General features: G+C 55.5%; 22 protein-coding genes and 1 pseudogene. 12 read left to right on the forward strand and 11 right to left on the reverse strand.

The features are described from left to right. Nucleotides 1–100 precede the first annotated feature (100 nt). From D5366_RS02560 to aat, 9 genes are all read right to left on the reverse strand, one after another. Nucleotides 101–1,084, reverse strand: coding sequence for an RluA family pseudouridine synthase (locus tag D5366_RS02560; RefSeq protein WP_141492169.1), 984 nt, complete (start codon nucleotides 1,082–1,084; stop codon nucleotides 101–103). Beyond that, entirely contained in the window at nucleotides 1,081–2,454 is a 1,374-nt protein-coding gene (locus D5366_RS02565) for a replication-associated recombination protein A (RefSeq protein ID WP_141493774.1), read from the reverse strand. Before D5366_RS02565 ends, D5366_RS02560 begins: the two co-directional genes overlap by 4 nt. A gap of 124 nt (nucleotides 2,455–2,578) precedes the next feature. Continuing rightward, the gene (locus tag D5366_RS02570; protein ID WP_141492170.1) at nucleotides 2,579–3,298 is read right to left on the reverse strand and encodes an AsmA-like C-terminal region-containing protein; all 720 of its coding nucleotides are present in this window, start codon (nucleotides 3,296–3,298) and stop codon (nucleotides 2,579–2,581) included. Next, nucleotides 3,298–5,829, reverse strand: coding sequence for a YhdP family protein (locus D5366_RS02575; RefSeq protein ID WP_141492171.1), 2,532 nt, complete (start codon nucleotides 5,827–5,829; stop codon nucleotides 3,298–3,300). The genes D5366_RS02570 and D5366_RS02575 overlap by 1 nt, the downstream gene beginning before the upstream one ends. A gap of 101 nt (nucleotides 5,830–5,930) precedes the next feature. Beyond that, nucleotides 5,931–6,407: a thioredoxin-dependent thiol peroxidase gene (gene bcp, locus D5366_RS02580; RefSeq protein ID WP_141492172.1), complete on the reverse strand. Its 477-nt coding sequence runs from the start codon at nucleotides 6,405–6,407 to the stop codon at nucleotides 5,931–5,933. Nucleotides 6,408–6,466: 59 nt separating this feature from the next. After that, on the reverse strand, nucleotides 6,467–6,907 hold the full coding sequence (locus D5366_RS02585) for a hypothetical protein (protein ID WP_141492173.1): 441 nt from the start codon (nucleotides 6,905–6,907) through the stop codon (nucleotides 6,467–6,469). 201 nt (nucleotides 6,908–7,108) lie between these two features. Beyond that, nucleotides 7,109–7,696, reverse strand: a complete 588-nt coding sequence (locus tag D5366_RS02590; RefSeq protein ID WP_141492174.1) for a hypothetical protein — start codon at nucleotides 7,694–7,696, stop codon at nucleotides 7,109–7,111. After that, nucleotides 7,693–8,541, reverse strand: coding sequence for a hypothetical protein (locus D5366_RS02595; RefSeq protein WP_141492175.1), 849 nt, complete (start codon nucleotides 8,539–8,541; stop codon nucleotides 7,693–7,695). The genes D5366_RS02590 and D5366_RS02595 overlap by 4 nt, the downstream gene beginning before the upstream one ends. After that, nucleotides 8,538–9,215 carry a leucyl/phenylalanyl-tRNA--protein transferase gene (aat, locus tag D5366_RS02600; RefSeq protein WP_141492176.1) on the reverse strand — a complete coding sequence of 226 codons (678 nt, stop codon included), beginning with the start codon at nucleotides 9,213–9,215 and terminating at the stop codon, nucleotides 8,538–8,540. The genes D5366_RS02595 and aat overlap by 4 nt, the downstream gene beginning before the upstream one ends. 104 nt (nucleotides 9,216–9,319) lie before the next feature. Here aat and D5366_RS11765 point away from each other — a divergent pair, with 104 nt between their 5' ends. Continuing rightward, the gene (locus D5366_RS11765) at nucleotides 9,320–9,484 is read left to right on the forward strand and encodes a hypothetical protein (protein WP_170211031.1); all 165 of its coding nucleotides are present in this window, start codon (nucleotides 9,320–9,322) and stop codon (nucleotides 9,482–9,484) included. 13 nt (nucleotides 9,485–9,497) lie between these two features. On the opposite strand, the gene D5366_RS02605 is transcribed toward D5366_RS11765, so the two are convergent. Beyond that, nucleotides 9,498–10,334 (reverse strand): EcsC family protein, encoded by an 837-nt coding sequence (locus D5366_RS02605; protein ID WP_141492177.1) that lies wholly within the window; start codon nucleotides 10,332–10,334, stop codon nucleotides 9,498–9,500. A 114-nt stretch (nucleotides 10,335–10,448) separates the two neighbouring features. Here D5366_RS02605 and D5366_RS02610 point away from each other — a divergent pair, with 114 nt between their 5' ends. Both D5366_RS02610 and D5366_RS02615 read left to right on the forward strand, forming a co-directional pair. Further along, the gene (locus D5366_RS02610) at nucleotides 10,449–10,649 is read left to right on the forward strand and encodes a hypothetical protein (RefSeq protein ID WP_141492178.1); all 201 of its coding nucleotides are present in this window, start codon (nucleotides 10,449–10,451) and stop codon (nucleotides 10,647–10,649) included. Then, complete coding sequence (locus D5366_RS02615) at nucleotides 10,619–10,984, forward strand: hypothetical protein (RefSeq protein ID WP_141492179.1); 366 nt, start codon at nucleotides 10,619–10,621, stop codon at nucleotides 10,982–10,984. Before D5366_RS02610 ends, D5366_RS02615 begins: the two co-directional genes overlap by 31 nt. Before the next feature lie 43 nt (nucleotides 10,985–11,027). Here the strand turns inward: D5366_RS02615 and D5366_RS02620 are convergent, their stop codons facing one another. After that, nucleotides 11,028–11,447 carry an EVE domain-containing protein gene (locus tag D5366_RS02620; protein ID WP_141492180.1) on the reverse strand — a complete coding sequence of 140 codons (420 nt, stop codon included), beginning with the start codon at nucleotides 11,445–11,447 and terminating at the stop codon, nucleotides 11,028–11,030. Between the two features lie 174 nt (nucleotides 11,448–11,621). Here D5366_RS02620 and D5366_RS02625 point away from each other — a divergent pair, with 174 nt between their 5' ends. The 9 genes and pseudogenes from D5366_RS02625 (at nucleotide 11,622) to D5366_RS02660 (ending at nucleotide 18,585) form a co-directional block, all read left to right on the forward strand. Beyond that, nucleotides 11,622–12,413, forward strand: a complete 792-nt coding sequence (locus D5366_RS02625; RefSeq protein WP_141492181.1) for a heme ABC transporter permease — start codon at nucleotides 11,622–11,624, stop codon at nucleotides 12,411–12,413. Further along, on the forward strand, nucleotides 12,410–12,583 hold the full coding sequence (locus tag D5366_RS11770; RefSeq protein ID WP_170211016.1) for a hypothetical protein: 174 nt from the start codon (nucleotides 12,410–12,412) through the stop codon (nucleotides 12,581–12,583). The genes D5366_RS02625 and D5366_RS11770 overlap by 4 nt, the downstream gene beginning before the upstream one ends. Beyond that, nucleotides 12,580–13,095 (forward strand): cytochrome c maturation protein CcmE, encoded by a 516-nt coding sequence (gene ccmE / locus D5366_RS02630; protein ID WP_141492182.1) that lies wholly within the window; start codon nucleotides 12,580–12,582, stop codon nucleotides 13,093–13,095. Before D5366_RS11770 ends, ccmE begins: the two co-directional genes overlap by 4 nt. A gap of 167 nt (nucleotides 13,096–13,262) precedes the next feature. Continuing rightward, nucleotides 13,263–15,088: pseudogene (locus D5366_RS02635) on the forward strand (heme lyase CcmF/NrfE family subunit). Continuing rightward, nucleotides 15,085–15,642, forward strand: a complete 558-nt coding sequence (locus tag D5366_RS02640) for a DsbE family thiol:disulfide interchange protein (protein WP_141492183.1) — start codon at nucleotides 15,085–15,087, stop codon at nucleotides 15,640–15,642. The pseudogene D5366_RS02635 and the gene D5366_RS02640 overlap by 4 nt, the downstream one beginning before the upstream one ends. After that, entirely contained in the window at nucleotides 15,639–16,112 is a 474-nt protein-coding gene (locus D5366_RS02645; RefSeq protein ID WP_141492184.1) for a cytochrome c-type biogenesis protein, read from the forward strand. Before D5366_RS02640 ends, D5366_RS02645 begins: the two co-directional genes overlap by 4 nt. Beyond that, complete coding sequence (gene ccmI, locus D5366_RS02650) at nucleotides 16,112–16,852, forward strand: c-type cytochrome biogenesis protein CcmI (RefSeq protein ID WP_141492185.1); 741 nt, start codon at nucleotides 16,112–16,114, stop codon at nucleotides 16,850–16,852. The genes D5366_RS02645 and ccmI overlap by 1 nt, the downstream gene beginning before the upstream one ends. Before the next feature lie 18 nt (nucleotides 16,853–16,870). Further along, the gene (locus D5366_RS02655; RefSeq protein ID WP_240775371.1) at nucleotides 16,871–17,167 is read left to right on the forward strand and encodes a hypothetical protein; all 297 of its coding nucleotides are present in this window, start codon (nucleotides 16,871–16,873) and stop codon (nucleotides 17,165–17,167) included. Continuing rightward, complete coding sequence (locus tag D5366_RS02660; protein ID WP_141492187.1) at nucleotides 17,167–18,585, forward strand: class II fumarate hydratase; 1,419 nt, start codon at nucleotides 17,167–17,169, stop codon at nucleotides 18,583–18,585. The genes D5366_RS02655 and D5366_RS02660 overlap by 1 nt, the downstream gene beginning before the upstream one ends. The last annotated feature ends 61 nt before the right edge of the window (nucleotides 18,586–18,646 follow it).

An 18,646-nucleotide genomic window follows, 5' to 3' on the forward strand; every position in this document is an offset into this window, starting at 1 on the left:
CCTCTTCCTCACCATACGAAAAGACACCGGACCATGCTGCGCGCATGGCCAGTGCCTTTGGGTATCTCGTGTCCTAGAACCGCCAGCAGGCTCTTTTGTTTCAGGCCTTCTTGGCGCGTATGCGCTTTGGCCCCGGTGTATCACCTGCAACAAAGCCCATTGTACGGAACGTCTCACGCATATGCGCGGACAAAGGAGCCGTCACAATCAAACGACCACCTGCAGGGTGTGGGATATCAAGCTCCCGCGCATGCAAGTGCAACTGGTCCAAAAACCCGTCTGGATGCGCTGTTTTTCCGCCGTAGCGCGGGTCACCCAGGATAGGCGTACCGAGGGATTCGCAGTGCACGCGCAATTGGTGCGTCCGCCCCGTTAAGGGAGACAACGCCAACCACGTGATTTTCTTACCCGCAGCATCAATGGTTTCGTATTCACTCTTAGCGGATGCCGCGTCTTCTTCATCCCGGCCAACAGGAACAACCAACGCCGCACCACCCGCGCCAACTTTGGCTAAAGGCTGATCAATAACACCTGAAGCTGGCTGAGGGCGCCCCACAACAATCGCCCAATATGTCTTTTTCACATCGCGGCTACGGAATGCAGCCGCCAGCTTGGCAGCCACACCGGGAGTCCGCGCAATGAGCAACAGCCCTGATGTGTCACGGTCAATACGGTGGACAAGGCGGGGGCGTTCCCCCTCATCCTGCCGCAAACCGTCTAACATCATGTCCACGTGCTTCGTGATTCCGGGGCCGCCTTGCGTCGCGAGGCCCGATGGCTTGTTCAGCACCATTAAATGATCATCCTTATAGATGACCATTTTTTCGATTTCGCGCACCATGTGCGGATCTGGCGGCGGTGGAGGCGCTGGGCGACTTACATCCGGCATCGGTGGGATACGCACATTTTGGCCGGGCAAAAGACGCGTGTTGGTTTGCACGCGCCCACCATCAACACGCACCTGCCCCGTCCGGCAGAGCTTTTGCAGCGCGCCTTGCGTCAAATTTGGGTAGTGGCGTCTGAACCAACGATCAAGCCGCAGGTCGGCTTCATCCTCAGTGACAATACGATTGCTTACTTTCATGACTCGCGGGATGCCCTTTTCGCAGCCCGGCTGTCCAGAAGTTTTCGCAATCTTCCTTCATATCCTCGCTCTGTTGGCTGATAAAGCACAGCACGTGGCATACCATCCGGGAAATAATTCTGCCCCGAGAAACCACCTTCCGAGTCATGGTCGTATTCGTAACCCCGTCCGTAGCCGATATCTTTCATCAGATTAGTGGGGGCATTCAAGATATGTGCTGGCGGCATTAAACTGCCTGTATCACGCGCCAAGCGCCGGGCTGCTTTGTACGCCGTATAAACAGCATTGGATTTTGGAGCCGTAGCAAGATGCACAACCAACTGTGCGAGAGCCAACTCTCCCTCGGGGGAACCTAAACGCTCAAAGCTCTGCCATGCCGAAATTGCCAGATTCAGTGCCGAAGGGTCCGCTTGGCCGACATCCTCCGCAGCAAAACGCGCTAAACGACGCGCAATGTAACGGGGGTCCTCTCCTCCTTCAAGCATACGAGCGAACCAGTACAATGCAGCATCCGGGTCACTCCCACGCAGTGACTTATGCAGTGCAGAGATCAGATTATAGTGTTCTTCCCGGTCCTTATCGTACAGCACGGCCCGCCGCGCCAAAAGCCCTGTCAAATCTCGGGAGGCCAAGGGCGGCACATCTCCCAAAGCCGCAATCTGCTCAACCATATTCAGTAGATAACGCCCGTCGCCGTCTGCCATAGCCCTCACCGTTGCGCGGGCTTCACGGTCTAGAGGCAAAGAACGCTCAATAACGCTCTCAGCACGCTGAAGCAAAAGCTCCAAGCTGGCATCATCCAAGCGATTCAGCACCAGGACTTGGCAACGGGACAACAAAGCCGCATTGAGGGCGAATGATGGATTTTCCGTCGTGGCACCAACCAGCACAACAGTTCCGCGCTCTACAAATGGCAAGAAACCATCCTGCTGTGCGCGATTGAAGCGGTGTATTTCATCTACGAACAACAGCGTGCCACGGCCAGTCATCTGCTGGCGGCGCTCAGCTTCATCGAAAGCTTTTCGTAAATCCGCCACCCCGGAGAACACAGCAGAGATTTGTGCAAAAGCGAGATCGGCCCGCCCCGCCAAAAGTCTGGCAATCGTTGTCTTGCCGCAGCCCGGCCCGCCCCACAATATCAAGCTCGACAAAGTGCCCCGCGCCAACATCCGCGTAAGCGTTCCTTCATCGCCCAACAAATGCCCCTGACCACACACATCTTCCAAACGGCGCGGCCGTAGGCGATCCGCCAAGGGCTGCGTTCGCGGCTGTGTCTGAGCAGTAGATGCCGCAGGCGAACGACGTGCGTGCTCAGACGGCCCGACATTGCGCGACGCGTTGTTTCCTGCTTTTCCCTGCTGAGGTGGCATGTCACCAAATAAATCAGACACAGCCGCGCTCCCTTTGTTTGTCCATCACCATACTGTCCACCGCCTTAGGCGTTCCGGGCGGTTCGCTTTTTGCGATGAACTCATAATCATTAAATTTGAAGTTTTAGTGCACCAGCTTACGAAGGGCTCCCGGCAACAAAATCGTAAATGGGTTAATGGTCAGAGCTGGTTCTGCCAACTTGCCGCGCACCCGAAACGTTGCTGCGAGCAATCCACCATTTTTTTCCGGGCTGAAAAGCTTTCCTACACCCGGCAAATGCCCCGGCATCGCATTCAAACCAAACAAAGGAATGATTGTTCCATCAAGAGCGAGTGCCGTATCGGTTACACCGATCTGCCCTTCAAGCGTAGCACCCAAAGCTTCATTTCCTATTGTACCATCCCGCAGGCCGACTTGCCCATTAGCCAGTGAGAGTTTGCTGGCAAAATGCTGAATGGCGAAACGATCCGTCCGGGTGCTCGCCCAGTGTAACGGCGACAGCCCCGATGCTACCGTCACAGCCAATGGTGGCTTCAAAACATCGAAAGCACCAATTTCAACATGCCCGATAAAAGGCGGCAAACCTAAGCCAACCCCGGCGCTGCCGGACAATTTGTCACCATTCTTAAACTGCCCATCAAGATGCGCCACACCACCCTTTATTCGGTCAAACAAACCCAGCCCGCTCAGCAGCGTACCCACATTCCCAATATCCAAAACGAAAGGCTGCTCAGTCTTGGCATCCGCCAAAATCCCACGCACGCGGCTGGGCGTCTCCATAGCAAAATGCGCGGTCCTCAATTGGCCGGCCTTCAGCTCCATCTGGGCACGTACCCCAGTCATCACTCCCGCAGATGAGAAATAAACATGCGGTGCATCCAGCGAAATAGACCACCCCCACGGGAAGGCTGCTGCCCCCCACACGTTGCACAGCCCTGACTTGGCACAGTTTTCGGCGCGTTCAACTGTGCAAGGACCGGCGTTAGGTCAAGCGGGTCCGCTTTAACATGCACACCATACGTCCCCGCATCGGTAAGAGGCAGATCTATCTGGGCAGAACCAAGACTACGCCCTATGCGAAAACCTTCCGCCACGACACGACGAACATGCCCCTGCTCCACAAAAGCTCGTCCCGCCACATCCAAGCTGCGACCATGAGCCTGCAAGCCATCAAGAGCGTTCAACTCATTGCCCACAAGCCCCAAATGGGCAGCAATTTGTGCATGCTCGCCGATAGGTTTTGACCATACGGGGAAACTGATTGCGGCATCTGTCAAATCTGCACTGAGCGCAACATCGGCCTGCCGGGATGCCAACTGCGTATAATGCGCCAAAAGCGCCAACTGCCCACGGTCAAAGCCCGGCACCGGCAGACCTGCCCGCGCAGCCTGCGCCGGAGAAATTGTCGCTCGGGCTGTAATATCCTGCGTGACGCTTTGCCCATTAGATGGCCGCAACGCCTCCACAACTTCCGCCTCAATCGGAATGCCTGACATGCGGCCAGTCCCATTTACCGAGAGACTATCTTCCGTTGCCCGCAATGTACCCTTTGCCGCATCCAAACGCCGCCCGAGAAGCACGTTCCCAAGCCCTACATCATGAAACGCCACGTCAACGCTGACCCGTATCGCATCATCACGAATATTCGGTAACAAAGGCATGGAGAGCATTAAGTGCCCATCAAATGCCCCTGCGTAATCGGTAAAAGGTAAAGGATGCTGGGACAATAAATGCAAACGCGGGTGGAGCAACACCTCATGAATTGCTGCTAGCGGCCCCAGAACATGCACCGCTATTTGCGCTGGAGGGCCACGATCATACAGATGCTCAATGCGAACGGCGCCATCAGGAACATACAACATTCCAGAGGAGGTTTTCTGCTGCCCATGGACGACGTCAATAACCAAGGTCTCAGGGCCATCAAAATGTAGCGAGGCACTTGCATGCTCTGCTGGCGGAACAGGACGCAGCCAATGAACCGTCACATCATCCGCTGTGAAATGCCCATCCATGAGTGTTGGCCTGATGCCATCAAACCCGCGCTCCGAATGAATATGCGAGGTCAGCGTCATTTTATGACCTTGACCTGATGTCAAATTACGCGTCACCCACTGACGTGCGCCTTTCATAAAACGCAACGGCCAGATCGTACCTAAATGCTCCAGATCAAGCGCATCTATTTCTGCACTTGCCTGCCCGTCAATTTGCCTTGGATTTTTCAGTCCATCCGCGCTGCCTTCACCATGCGCAGTAAGGTGCGTGATATGACCAGCGCTGTCTTGTACGGCGAGAGTAGCCTCTTGCACGCTCACTTTCACAGGACCGGAAAAGCCCGGATGCTGCATTTCTACCCCAATACGCGCACCGCCTTTAACGATGTGAATGGGATTGCCCTGCACCTGTTCAACCTCACCCTCTCCGAGTTGAACAGTAAGACCAGCCCGCACGGGCCTTGCTTCAAAGCCCCGTGACGCCAACAGCGCGTCACCCTCCAGCGCTATAGGTAACTTCCACTGCCCTGCCAGCGGTAGCACTGCCCCCAAGGCGGAAGGGTCGGTTGGCGTCATAGCAAAATGCCACGCGCCCATATTTTCTTGCTCTTTGCCTTCCGCGCTGAGCTGCGTGTGGGCTGTTCCGAGCGTGAGGTTGCTCTTCCACCGCCCAACCCACGCGCACTCTTTACCGTCATGCATCTTGCATACGCCATGAGCCTCTACAGGGCCGAGCGCAACGATCTCATCAGGTAACAAGCCTTTTACGGATACAGTCACATCATGGATATCAAGCACACCCAGCCGGTCGAGTTGCGTAGGAACACCACGCCCTTTATGTCCTTGCTCTGGCAAATCCAGCTCTAACGCGCCGTTAGCCGTTGAGCGTAGAGCAATATGCGTATGCTGTATCCGCAATCGGCGTGGTGCGATAACTCCATGAAGCAAAGGGCTTAACGATAGAACGCTATCAATCTCACCTGCTGTTTCGGCTATTTTTCCATCCAGCCCCCGGATAGTCAGGCAGTGCGCTTCCAACATAATACCCGCTGGTACACCGTCACGAGCGGGCTGCCATTGCAGGAACAGCCGCTCCCAAGCCAGCATCCCTGCTGGGTGGCCAGGAATCCGCCCACCAACAACAGGGATGGGCCCCATAAGGTGAGAGAGACGCGTAACCTCCAAGGGTCCGTGCGCCAAGCGCCATGCCAGCACCGCGCCACTCACCGCAGCCAAAGCGCAGGGCACAATCAACACCAAGCAGACCCAACGCGCGACATGCCAGTGCTTTGGCAAGTGCACACCGCCGCGGAAACGTCGACCGTGCTCTAAAAGGTCATGGATGTGGGATTGTGGTGAATGCCGGTGACGAGGGCCATGCAAACAAAAAACCGGCGCTCCGGCTCCTCTGGATCAACGTCAAAACCAGCAAGGCGCTAAGGCACCCTGCCGGCCCAAACTCTTACACGCGGGAGAGGCAGCACTCAGCCGAGTTGCGCCATGGCCTCCGTTACGAGCTGAACGTGCTCGGCGGGCTTAACGTTGCGCCAGATAAAGCGGATTACGCCTGCGCTGTCGACCAGGAAAGAGCTGCGCTCCATTCCCATATACTTGCGCCCATACATAGATTTCTCAACCCATGTACCAAAAACCTCAGCTATACTGTGGTCTTCATCAGATGCCAGAGGGAAATCCAAGGCGTATTTTGCCTCGAATTTCTGAATTTTCGCTATTGGGTCTGGGCTTACACCAATGACGGTTAACCCAAGACTGGCGAGGCTAGCCTTATGGTCCCGAATGGAACAGGCCTGCGTCGTGCAGCCGGGCGTATCAGCCTTCGGATAAAAATAAAGAAGGTAAGGACGCCCAGCCAGATCCGCGCTACTCAAGACGCGGCCGTCGGCCAAGTTCAGAGAAAGGTCGGGCACATGATCGCCCAATTTCAACGCAGTATCAGTCATGGAAATAATCATTGCCTGAGTACCTTTGCCTAATCAAGACAAAGGTACTCACAACTGTATCAATACCCTGGGTACATCACGACAGGCGGCGCAGAATACACCACAGGTGGAGGTGGTGGCGCGTACACTACTGGCGGTGCGGGTGGGCCATAAATGACGCGCGGAGCTGCATACACAACTGGCGGTGCTGGCGGGCCATAGACGACAGGTGGCGGTGCAGAGTTGCTCAACATCGCTCCACCAACGGCTCCAATAGCCAAGCCTCCTAAGATACCACCGATAACTGCACCAGTGTTGTTGTGACGATGCCATCCACCCATTGCTGGCGGACCGCCTCTCCAACCGGGGTTACCACCGCCCCAGCCGGGACCGGCATAGCCTCTTCCCGGGCCACCCCAGCCATGAGCTTGTGCATGAGGTACAACGGCACCGGGAATAATTGCCGCAGACAGAGCGAGTACTGAAACAGCAGCCACAGCAGCACGTTTGAAACGACGCATGGCCATTCTCCTTCGTTTACGTTGGGACGGATTATCTACCTATGAGATGGGACCGTCCCGATCGGACATCAACTCTGCTGATATCCCTCTTATGTTTCTTATATTGCCCCTAGATCATGGCGGAAAAAGGCACGGATCGTGGCAAGACCCTACGAAATTGTAACAACCGCACACTGAAGGCTTTCAGCCCCGCAAAACCGCTTAATGATCCTGCCTGTGATAGCCTAAAGGCGGGTCAAAAAGGCTGGTATCCTGCGGGGAGCGGGTCACACTATGCGCCTGCACAACAAGGCGTCCACCTTGCGTCGCGCCAAGCAGGAGACCGTCTGCGGTGTAACAAAAATCCGTCGGCTGCTTAGCGTTGTCGCCACTTTCCCACACAATGCATTGCTGCCCCGCAATCACTGCCGGACCGACTTGCCGCCACTCTCCCGGCGCTGACACGCCCGGCGGTGTAAACGAATCCCCCGGAGCCGCCACAACGGTTGCGCTATGGTCAACCGTATTAAGCACCATTAGTTTATGGTTCCGGTAATCAGTCAGCATCACGGTAGCAGAACCCTCCAGTTCTACCCTTTGCCGCAGCAAAGCCGCGCTCCAGCGCATTCTCTGGTGCATTTTCTGGCCTTTGGGGCCGTTCATGACATAGTCAATATCGGCATCTACACCAGGCGTTACGTAAGGAGCAGACAAAGGGCTGGCGCTTTGTACAGATGCACTCTGCTCGGCAGCATGGCACATGCCTACACCTGAAAGACCAAGCGCCAAGCCGAGAGCGAACGTCTTCATTGGCCGCCACCCACACCGGGGACAGGCCCTTCCGTCGGCGCTTTTGCAGAAGTGCTGGGAGGTTGGTCTGGCTGTGAGACAGTTCCATCCGTCGCTGAGTCGTCAGAAACAGGCGGCTCCCCTCCCTCGGGTGCCCCACTAGGCACAGCAGGAGTATTTGCCGACGGCACGGCCGCTCCACCAGAAACAGGTGCCCCAACTGGATGCGGCTTAATCGTTAGAGGGTGAAACCCATCCGGCGGAGCGAAGATTGAACTCGGCAAATCATGGTATGATACAGAAACAGCTTTTATCGCTCCCTCTGCGCCATCAGCGTCGACGCCATTTTCCGACAGGATAACCCCGTCCTCTGTTACGCAGGCTTCTGCTTTGCCGTGTGTATTAGAAATGCTCCATTTAACACACGGTACACCAGCAATAATGTCATGCCCGGAGCGGGTATAATTCATCGACAGGTCAAGCAAGAACGGATTGTGCAGACCATGCTGTGGGTGCAACTGGGTATAGAGGTGCTGCTCAAGCATGATCAGCGTAACCACACCATGCGGCCTATCCAAAATGGTAACGCCCCGCCCATCTGCTGAGTCGATACGCACCCAATCGCCCGAGCCTGAAAACGCGACTTTTACATCCTTGTTCTTTTGTTGTGCATCGCCTGCTTTTGGCATCATTTGCGGTGCCAGATGATAGACGACTGTTACATCTTTCATCGGCGCCAGACGGGGGTGGTCGCCCTGCGTTGCAGCGAGCGCCGGCTGGCTCCAAACGCTCACACCGCTTACAAAAGCCGCCGCATACATCACCCGACGCAGCGCCAGCGATACTGTAGGTTGAAACAGGTTCATGCCTGTACTCCTTTCGAAGGGTGAAGTGCATTAATTTCCCCACACAAAGCGGAAAAACCAAAATCATCTGGCCATGATGCGCGTACCGGCAACGCTTCGGCTAAAAGCGTATGGTATTGCTCACCGGAGATGCCAACTCCTCCCAAGCTCAACAAATGGGGAGTCGTGTACTGCGTGTCCAGCAACCGAAATCCCCCTTTACGTAACCCCGCAACCAGATGAACAAGCGCCACTTTGGACACGTCACGCATACGAGAGAACATGCTCTCCCCACAGAACACACCGCCCAGCGAAACGCCATAGAGCCCGCCAACCAAAGCCGTGCCTGACCAGACTTCTACCGAATGAGCATGGCCGAGGGCAAAAAGTGCTTCATAGAGATGCTGTAAACGCTCGCTAATCCACGTCTCCTCGCGCCCCGGCGCAGGCTCAGCACACGCACGAATTACAGCACGGAAGTCTTTGTCTGAAGTTACTGTGTAAGCGCCTGAACGTATCGTCCGCATTAGACGGCGCGGCACTGCCATGCCATCTAAAGGAATGATGCCCCTCTCTTCAGGGCTATACCAAGCTACGTCATCGCTCTCACGGTCAGGTGCCATAGGAAACACGCCCGCCGCATAAGCCTGCATGAGTAGCTCAGGTGTCAGTTGCTCTAACACCGTTCCTGTCATACGCCCCACTTCCAATAAGGTCCGCTAGTACTTTAAGAGCCGCCTATGATAGGCACAACAAAACGGCACATCTTTGCCCAGACCATAATCAGGGGATTCCCAACATGCCGCTCGCTTTTGTCTATCTTGCCGGTGCCGTTCTTGCCGCCCTCGTTTGCCTGATACAACCAGATGCTACCCCGCTGATGCTTCTTTTAGGAAAATTCATGCTGACGGGGTGTTTAGTTACAGCAATTTTCGAGATTTTTACTCTAAGCCGTAAATCCTAGATTAAACCCCACTCTAGAACGCCTCAGATGCCTGCGGCCCTGCCGCATGCATATCCACAGCAGCTTCATGCACAGCACGACCATGCGTCCGTTCCAAGCGCCGTATGGTGAAATGCGCGCGAGCAAGAGCCCTGTAGTGCGATAAGAACGCAGCATTAAGCGAAGCCCCACACAACGCGCCAGCAACCGGCACCATCTGCAAAGCAAACTTCCGCGAGAGCCCTATACCGTAATGGGCTGCAACCTCAGAAATGAGCATAACGATCGGGCGCCCTCGCAACAAAGCGCGCGCCGAGAAGAAGCCCAACTCGCCCTCTTCATCGCTGTTCCGTGATGGGAAACTGCGCAAAGCAAAGACTTCCAAACAAGCCCGGCGCGCCTCCTCAGAAGAGAGGTCCTCGCCCTCCTCCCGTGCTATCCGCGCAATCTCACGCATGATGGTCAGTGTCGTTACGCCGATATCTGGAGCCAGCCCAAAAATACCGCCGAAGCCACCAAGTGCACCAGAAACAGCAACCACAGCCTGACTTGCATTCTCACGCCAAGGGGCAGGAGCAACGTCAGGCGCTTTAGCCATACCAACAATGGCAATATCAAATGCGTGGCGGAGCGCCTTCTCCGCTGCGTTTTCGATTCGTTGTTGAACAGAAGGAGCCATACCCAAACCGCGCAGACCGATCCGCGTGGCCTGACCGACCGCTCCACCCATTAAATCCGCAAGACGGACCAAAACCCCGCGCCCCTGCTCAACGCGCGCCAGTGCAGCTTGCAGTTGTGCCAGAGCCTCACCATCCAGCGCCTTCGAGACAAACTCGCTAGACGGAAGCTGTGCGCCATTCGTTACAGTCATGACGGTCAAAACTCCTGTTTATTGGACGGGAAACCGTTTAGTGGATAGCAGGTTTCATACAGTATTGGGAAACTTGGCAATCAGGCCCGTTATCCCCCCATGAAGGACGGTAGCATGACCATCGCTTTTTACAGAAACGCCGCCCCAGCTTTTCTCGCAAAACTCGCAGCGACCGCCCTTCTGCTCAGCAGTTCTGCAAGCATCATCCCGCAAGCAGCTTTTGCGGCACATCATCACGCTACGAAGCCAAAGGCACTGCCGATACTTCCCCCAGTACTGGCCACATGCTCAACAACACACCGAGCAAACCCCTGACACCCGTAGAGCAGGTAGCACTACCTGATGGCGGTGCACCGCCTCCTCCTCACGGCTACACTGCTGTCGAAGATACAGAAGCAACACTGAGCAATTTTAGCGCACAAGTCCGGACCCATGCTCCGCTGGGCCTCCCGGGCTCAGATGCACAGCAGCGCACAAATGGCTCGAACAATCTGCCTTCACATTTCAGCGTGTTTGGCATGCCTGTTAAGTTCAACGCTCCGGTCATATCGCCCTACCAAAGCGACCGCACGCCCAGCAGCTACGCAGGCCAGCCAACAAAAGGCTCAACCGACCTGCTCATTAATGGCGATGCATCGAACATTCACTAAGTCTAGCGGCCAGTGATTAGAGCGGAGATGATCTCCGTTTCAATCACTGCGCTGCAACCCATCCCCCAAGATGGGTGAGATACTGAAACTCGATATGCGTAACAGGAGCAACGGATAAACGCGATTGCTTCAACAGTGCCATCTCAACCAAGGCCGGATCGGCTTTGATCTCAGCGAGTGTAACGGGTGTCAAAAACGCACCTTTGGCACGGACATCAACACAAACCCACCGTTCATCCTGCGTTGTCGGGTCGGGGTAAGCCTCTTTAACAACCTCCACAACGCCAACAATCTGCTTCTCACTGACAGAGTGGTAAAATAAAGCCAAGTCACCGCAGCGCATAGCGGCAAGATTATTGCGTGCTTGGTAATTACGGACACCTGTCCAAGGTTCCACATCATTGCGGACCTGCTCATCCCATGAGAATGCTTCTGGTTCTGATTTGATCAACCAATACGCCATTTCATTGCTCTCCTTCGCACATCATCTGAAATACCTTTTAAGAACGACGATACACCACTGCTCACGATTATTGTGATAAGAGTCATAGGGAAAAAGAGGCAACTTACCTCTTCCAGCGAAAACCGGTTAGGACTATTCGGGACAAGCCCTGGCGCAACGGAGATACGAGACACAGTGCGACCAACGCCCAACTTACTGCACCGCTACGCAAACCCTGGTCAATTTTTGCGCCTTGCCCGCGTTGCACTCCCCGTATTCACCATTTTTTCCATCATATTCCTTATCATCGGTATTGTCTGGGGATTAATCTACGCGCCCGCTGACTGGCAGCAGGGTGATACCGTACGGATCATGTACATCCACGTTCCGACGGCTTGGCTGGCATCCTCATGCTACCTCGCTTTGGCTGTATGCGGACTTCTCTCTCTCGTCTGGCGTCACCCTTTGGCAGACCTCGCTGCAATTGAAATCGGACCTATAGGTGCTTGTGCCGCTGCGTTGTGCCTTGTTACCGGCTCCCTATGGGGCAAACCTATGTGGGGTGCATGGTGGGTGTGGGATGCACGCCTTACCTCCATGCTGGTTTTGTTCTTTCTTTATCTCGGGCATATCGCTCTCATTCGCGCGTTCGATGATCCGGCACGTGGCCAAAGGGCTGCTGGCATTCTGGCTCTTGCCGGCGCCATTGATCTACCCATCATCAAGTTCAGCGTTCAGTGGTGGAACACGCTGCACCAACCTGACAGCATCACCCTAACCGGCGCCCCCACCATGTCCATGAGCATGTTGTGGCCTCTGCTGATCACCACTATTGGCTTCAGCCTTGGCACAGGCGCTGTCATTATCGCCCGCCTAAGCGCCGCCATTTATGAAAGCCGCACGCGTCAGGTTTTGACCCGTTCACGTGCACGCCGCACACCACATTCCATGCCCATCACCGTGGCAGAAGAGGCCCCGCCCCTATGATGACGCTTCCTCACCACTGGTCATATATTGTGGCAGCATATGGCCTCGTCATCGGCACAAGTCTTGTTCTGGGCGTCGGCGCAGCTTTGAGGCTCCGCCGCTCACGCACACGCTGGGCAAGTATTGATACGCGTCGCAACCCGGCAGCGCAGCGGGGACGCGCGTCATGACCCGAAAATCACGCCGCCTCTGGCTGGTCATAAGTTGCCTCGTGTGCCTTGGCCTAGCCGCCGGGCTAACCTTGCGCGCGTTTTCATCCAACATCGTGTTTTTCATGGCGCCTTCTCAGGTTAAGGCACATCCACCAACCGCTGACCGGACCATACGTCTGGGGGGCATGGTGGTTGCGGGCTCTCTGCACCGTATCCTCGACCGCAATACACCGATTAATCAGTTTCAAATCACTGATGGCCAAGCCGCAATAACCGTCAGCTATGCTGGCATATTACCTGATCTTTTTCGTGAGGGCCAAAGCGTTGTTGCCCTCGGAACAGTCAAACCAGATGGCGCTTTCATCGCCAGCGAGGTCCTCGCAAAGCATGACGAAACATATATGCCCAAGGAAGTTGCGGACGAACTGCGCCGAACCGGCAAATGGGACCCACGCTTTGGCAAGGCACCTGATGCATCAAGCTGGAATACTATGACGGCAACCGACAAAAACGCCAAAGCGGGAGGTTAAGCCCCTCAATGTTTCTTGGACCTGAAGAAGGGCATTTTGCTCTCGCCCTTGGCTGCGTTTTGGCATTCATACAATGCGTTCTTCCGCTTTGGGCCGCGCATACCGCCAAACATAAACGCCTTGTCGCCCTCGCCCCGGCTCTTGCCATCGGGCAACTCATCGCACTGATGCTCTCTTTTCTAAGCCTCATACTTTGCGCTGTGAATGACGACTTCTCCGTACAGAATGTCGCTGCAAACTCCGCAATCGCTAAGCCTTTACTCTACAAAATCACAGGCGTCTGGGGCAACCATGAAGGCTCAGTTCTGCTTTGGACGCTTATCCTTGCTCTCTGCGGCGGCGCCGTTTCTCTCTTTGGGCGTAACCTACCCGACATTCTGCGCGGTCGTGTACTTGCTATCCTTGGCGGCGTATCTGCTGGCTTCCAATTATTCTGCCTCTTAACATCTGATCCGTTTGACCGAGTCTACCCAGCGCCCATGGATGGGCAAGGGATGAATCCCCTACTGCAAGACCCCGGATTGGCATTCCACCCACCCATTCTTTACACAGGCTACGTTGGCTTTGCAGTGCCGTTTGCGTTTGCCGTCGCGGCCCTTATTGAAGGGCGCGTTGACGCCGCTTGGGGGCGCTGGGTGCGCCCTTGGGCCGTCGCTGCATGGGCCTTTCTCACCTGCGGCATAGCGCTCGGCTCATGGTGGTCATATTACGTTCTTGGCTGGGGTGGTTACTGGTTCTGGGACCCGGTCGAAAATGCCTCACTTATCCCATGGCTCACCGGCACGGCCCTCGTTCATTCTGCAATCGTCGTCGAAAAGCGCGAAGGCCTCAAAATCTGGACTGTGCTCCTCGCAATCGCGACCTTTTCATTCTCGCTTTCAGGCACCTTCCTTGTCCGCTCTGGCATCCTCAACTCCGTGCACGCTTTTGCCAATGACCCCGCACGCGGCGTATTCATCCTTGCCTTGCTTGCCTTGGTTATTGGCGGTTCATTAAGCCTCTTCGCGTGGCGGGCACCATCGCTGACAGCTGGCGGTTTGTTTGCCCCAGTCTCACGCGAAGGTGCTTTGGTACTAAACAACATTCTCCTGTGCTCAATCTGCGCTGTGGTCGTCACGGGTACAATGTACCCGCCTTTCATGCAGCTTTTGGCGGGACGGACTATTTCTGTCGGGAAGCCCTTTTTCGACGCGGCTACTATTCCCCTCACCCTGCCACTTTTAATCGCCATGGGTGCAGGCACCGCCCTGCCTTGGAAGCGCGCGCATATCACACGCAGCTTTACGCATTTATTACCTGCTGCGGTCATCGCTCTTGTCGGGCTGGCGTTCTGCTTCTGGCGCTTTACGGGGCCACTTCCGATTGCGTGTGGCGTTTGCGCAGTATGGGTCATTGCAGCATCCGTCAGCGATATGATCCGCCGCCTCGGCGTGCGAAACGGCACCGTAAATTCCATCATCTCACGCGCAAAAACATTGCCTCGTTCATCATGGGGGCAACGCTGGCGCATATCGGTGCTGGTATTACTATTCTTGGCCTTTGCGGCATGTCCAGCGCCCAGCATGCTATCGTTGAAGTCCCCATTGGACACACGACCGAGTTGGCAGGCGATGACTGGACACTCACCAATATTCGTCACTTTAAAGGACCAAACTACAACGCCCTACAGGCGGAAATTACCATCCGACATCATGGCCACGTCATCGCTACTCTCAAACCAGAGAAACGGGATTTCGTATCCCAACATCAGACCACGACTGAAGTCGCCATCCACACCAACTTAATGACTGACCTCTATGGTGTTATTGGGGACCAGCACGACAATAGCGGCACGGCAACCTATGTGTTGCGCCTGCATAACAACCCCTTGGCGCCGTGGATGTGGCTCGGTGCACTTATTATGGCCATTGGGGGTGGCTTGTCCCTTTCCGACCGACGCCTGCGAGTAGGCGCCCCCAGACGCAAATCTTCTCTGGTGGAGAAAATGCCATGAATTCGGCACGGCGCAAGCTTCTAACCGCTCTTCCGATTGTCGGGGCCAGCGCTCTTGGCATTGGCTTTTGGCGCATGCTGCATGGGATGGAAAATGGTGGTTTTGACCCTCGCGCTGTCAACACCCCGCAGTTAGGTCGCGCAATCCCCTCATTCGCCCTACCCGGCCTACCCGGGATTGGTGACGGCTTCTCCTCCACTGATTTACGGGACCAGCACACGCCCATTTTGCTCAATTTCTTCGCCTCATGGTGCATCCCCTGCGTATCCGAAATGCCCGGATTACGAAACATCTCCCAAAGCATTCCCATTTGGGGCATTGCCTATAAAGACCATCTGGATGACGCAGCCGCTTTTATCCAACGCGATGGTTCACCCTATGCTCGCGTTGCAGCAGACCAAACAGGCCGCACGGCCATTGACTGGGGCGTAACTGGCGTACCGGAGACTTTTCTCGTCGCACCGGGTGGCCGCATTCTGTGGCACAACGCCTCAGGGCTGACACCGGACATCTTTGACGCAGACATCCGCCCACTTTTGGCAGCAATCCAATGAAGCGCCTTTACACCCTTCTCTTCGTTGTTCTGTTCGTCGGCGGACTAACAGGCTTAGCGCTTGCAGTTGATAGCCCGAGCGAAATGCTCCACGACCCTGTACAAGAAAAACGCGCTGAAAATATCGGCGCGCAACTGCGCTGCCTCGTCTGTCAAAATGAAAGTATTGAAGATAGCAGTGCGCCCCTCGCACGTGACCTGCGGCATGTCGTGCGTGAGCAGGTTCAGTCAGGCAAAACCGATCAGGAAATCATGGCGTGGATGACCGACCGGTACGGGACATTCATACGGCTGTCGCCGCCCTTTTCCATCACCACAGCGCTGCTATGGATCATGCCCGCTCTAGCCCTCGTATCTGGTGTGGCCTTGGCATGGTGGCAGTTCCGTCAACGCAACACTGCGCCACCAAACGATTCTTTAACGGATGAAGAGCGTACCCGCATCGCCGCACTCACGCAGGAGAACGAATAATGAGTTGGGTTAGCTTTCTGCTCATCACCCTCATCGCTTTACTGCCTGTTTTTCTCGGCCTTGCCTGGGCGCAATTGCGGGTGGGTTCGCGCCAATCTGCGCTCGCCCTCTATAGGGGGCAGCTCACAGAATTAGACCGTGACAAAAACCTTGGCTTAGTGTCCCACACCGATTACGCAGCAGCCCAACTGGAAATTCAACGCCGCCTTCTCACTGCGGACAGCTCCGTAGAAGATGTTCTCAAAACACCGCCTGCTACCCGGCAGAGTGCATGGTTGCCGTTTTTCATGCTCGGGTTGGGCATACCTAGCTGCGCAGCCTTGCTCTATTTGAGCAACGGGCACCCCTCTTTAGCGCCTGAGCCCCTCGCTGCGCGCAATACAGCGCCTGATGCACACACTTTTGCCCTCATCCAAAAGCTACAAACTTCTGTCGCGTCGTTTCCAACTGACAGCCCATCTTACGTGCCTGGGCATACGTTACTGGGACAGGTGGAGTTTCGCTCAGGCTTAACAAACGCAGCCATTGCAGATTGGCAAGCTGCTCTTGCTGTGCAGTTTTCTCCTGATCTTGCTTTAAACCTTGCAGAAGCCATGGCAAAGCGTGACGGGCGCATCAATCGTGATACACTCAACCTCTACCGACGCGCGCTTGCCGCCGCGCCCAACGATGCCCCTTGGCGCATGGCCGTAGAAGCGCGTATTGCTGCAGGCGAACATGATCTTGGTGAGCAACAGTAAGGATACCACCACACCGTGATGCAACCGCATACTTCAGCCGTCATACCCTGCCCACTCTGCCGCGCTCCACTACGCAACACCGCTGATTTTTGCGAAAAATGTGGCGCTGAACGGCATTTTGGCCCCCGCAGAATTGAACTGATCAGCGGTATGATTGGCGGCTGTGCGCTCATCACTACGGCCTCTTTGCTTTTGCGGCCTTTCTCCCTCTGGACAGTACTGTTCGCGCTTGTCGGCATCTTTGTCGGTTTCTTTTACGCGCATGTGCGTTTTGGTGTAGATCGCTGGCTTAAAGGCGAAGGGAAACACAAATAATGAGCGCAACAGGTTTTCGTACCGAAACGGACGGCATGGGCGCTGTCGACGTCCCCGAAAACGTTCTCTGGGGCGCGCAAACGCAACGCTCTCTGCATTATTTCAGTATCGGCCGTGACCTTATGCCGCCCGAAATGATTGAGGCTTACGCATTGGTGAAGCACGCCTGCGCGTCCGCCAATGCCGAGAGCGGCCGCCTCGATGCAGACAGCGCAAACCTCATTCACGTCGTCTGCGATGAAATTATCGCGGGACAACATGACACGATGTTTCCCCTACGTGTGTGGATGACCGGGTCTGGCACGCAATTCAACATGAACGTTAACGAAGTCATCGCCAACCGCGCCAGCCAAATCGCGGGCGCACCGCTGGGGAGTAAGACACCACTCCACCCGAATGACCACGTTAACATGGGCCAATCCACCAACTGTAATTTTCCAACGGCCATGCACGTTGCCGCCGTTTTGGGGGTCGAGCACCGCCTCCTGCCTGCCCTTACACGACTGCGCGATGCCATCGCTGCGAAAGCAGAAGCGTGGAAAGACCTCGTTAAAGTTGGCCGAACCCACTTACAAGACGCAGTCCCCATTACGCTTGGCCAAGAGTGGTACGGCTATGTCGGAATGTTGGACGAAAACATCAAACGCCTTGAGGCGGCACGTGACGGCCTCCTCCCCCTCGCGCTTGGTGGCACGGCTTTGGGAACAGGCGTCAATACGGATGTAGGTTTTGACCAGCGCGCCTGCTCTGCACTGGCAGAGCAAACCGGCCTTGCTTTCACTTCCGCAGAAAACAAGTTTGCTCTGCAGGGCGGGCACGATGCGCTGGTCCATCTCTCAGGCTGCTTGCGCACAACTGCCGGTGCTCTGTTTAAAATCGCAAACGATATTCGACTGTTAGCTTGCGGTCCACGTGCTGGCTTGAGCGAACTGCACTTGCCAGAAAACGAACCCGGCTCGTCCATCATGCCTGGGAAAATCAACCCGACACAAGCCGAAGCACTAGCGATGCTCACGCTACAGGTCATGAGCAATGACGTTGCGGTTGGCCTTGGTGGCGCCAGTGGTATGCTGGACATGAACGTCTATAAACCGCTGATAATCCAAAACGTCATGCAGGGCATAACTCTCTTAAATGATGGCGCGGAAAATTTCCGGCGCTTTCTGATCGAAGGCATCGAAGCCAACGAACACCGCCTAAAACAAGACCTGGATCGTTCTTTGGTACTTGTTACGGCTCTCTCCCCGGCAATTGGCTACGATGCAGCCTCAAAAGTCGCACACCACGCGGTTGAAACCGGGAGCAGCCCACGTGAAGCAGCACTCGCTTTAGGCTTAATGACCGGTGAGGAATATGACCGCGTGGCTGACCCTCGTCACATGCTGCGACCGAACATCACCGTCGCCCCGAAAGTTTGATTACAAAAACTTTACTTTGGGTCCATAGCCCCCTCGCAACAGGCATGGTTATTTGAAATAA

The sequence above is a fragment of the Neokomagataea tanensis genome, from assembly GCF_006542335.1.
Classification (GTDB): Bacteria; Pseudomonadota; Alphaproteobacteria; order Acetobacterales; family Acetobacteraceae; genus Gluconobacter; species Gluconobacter tanensis.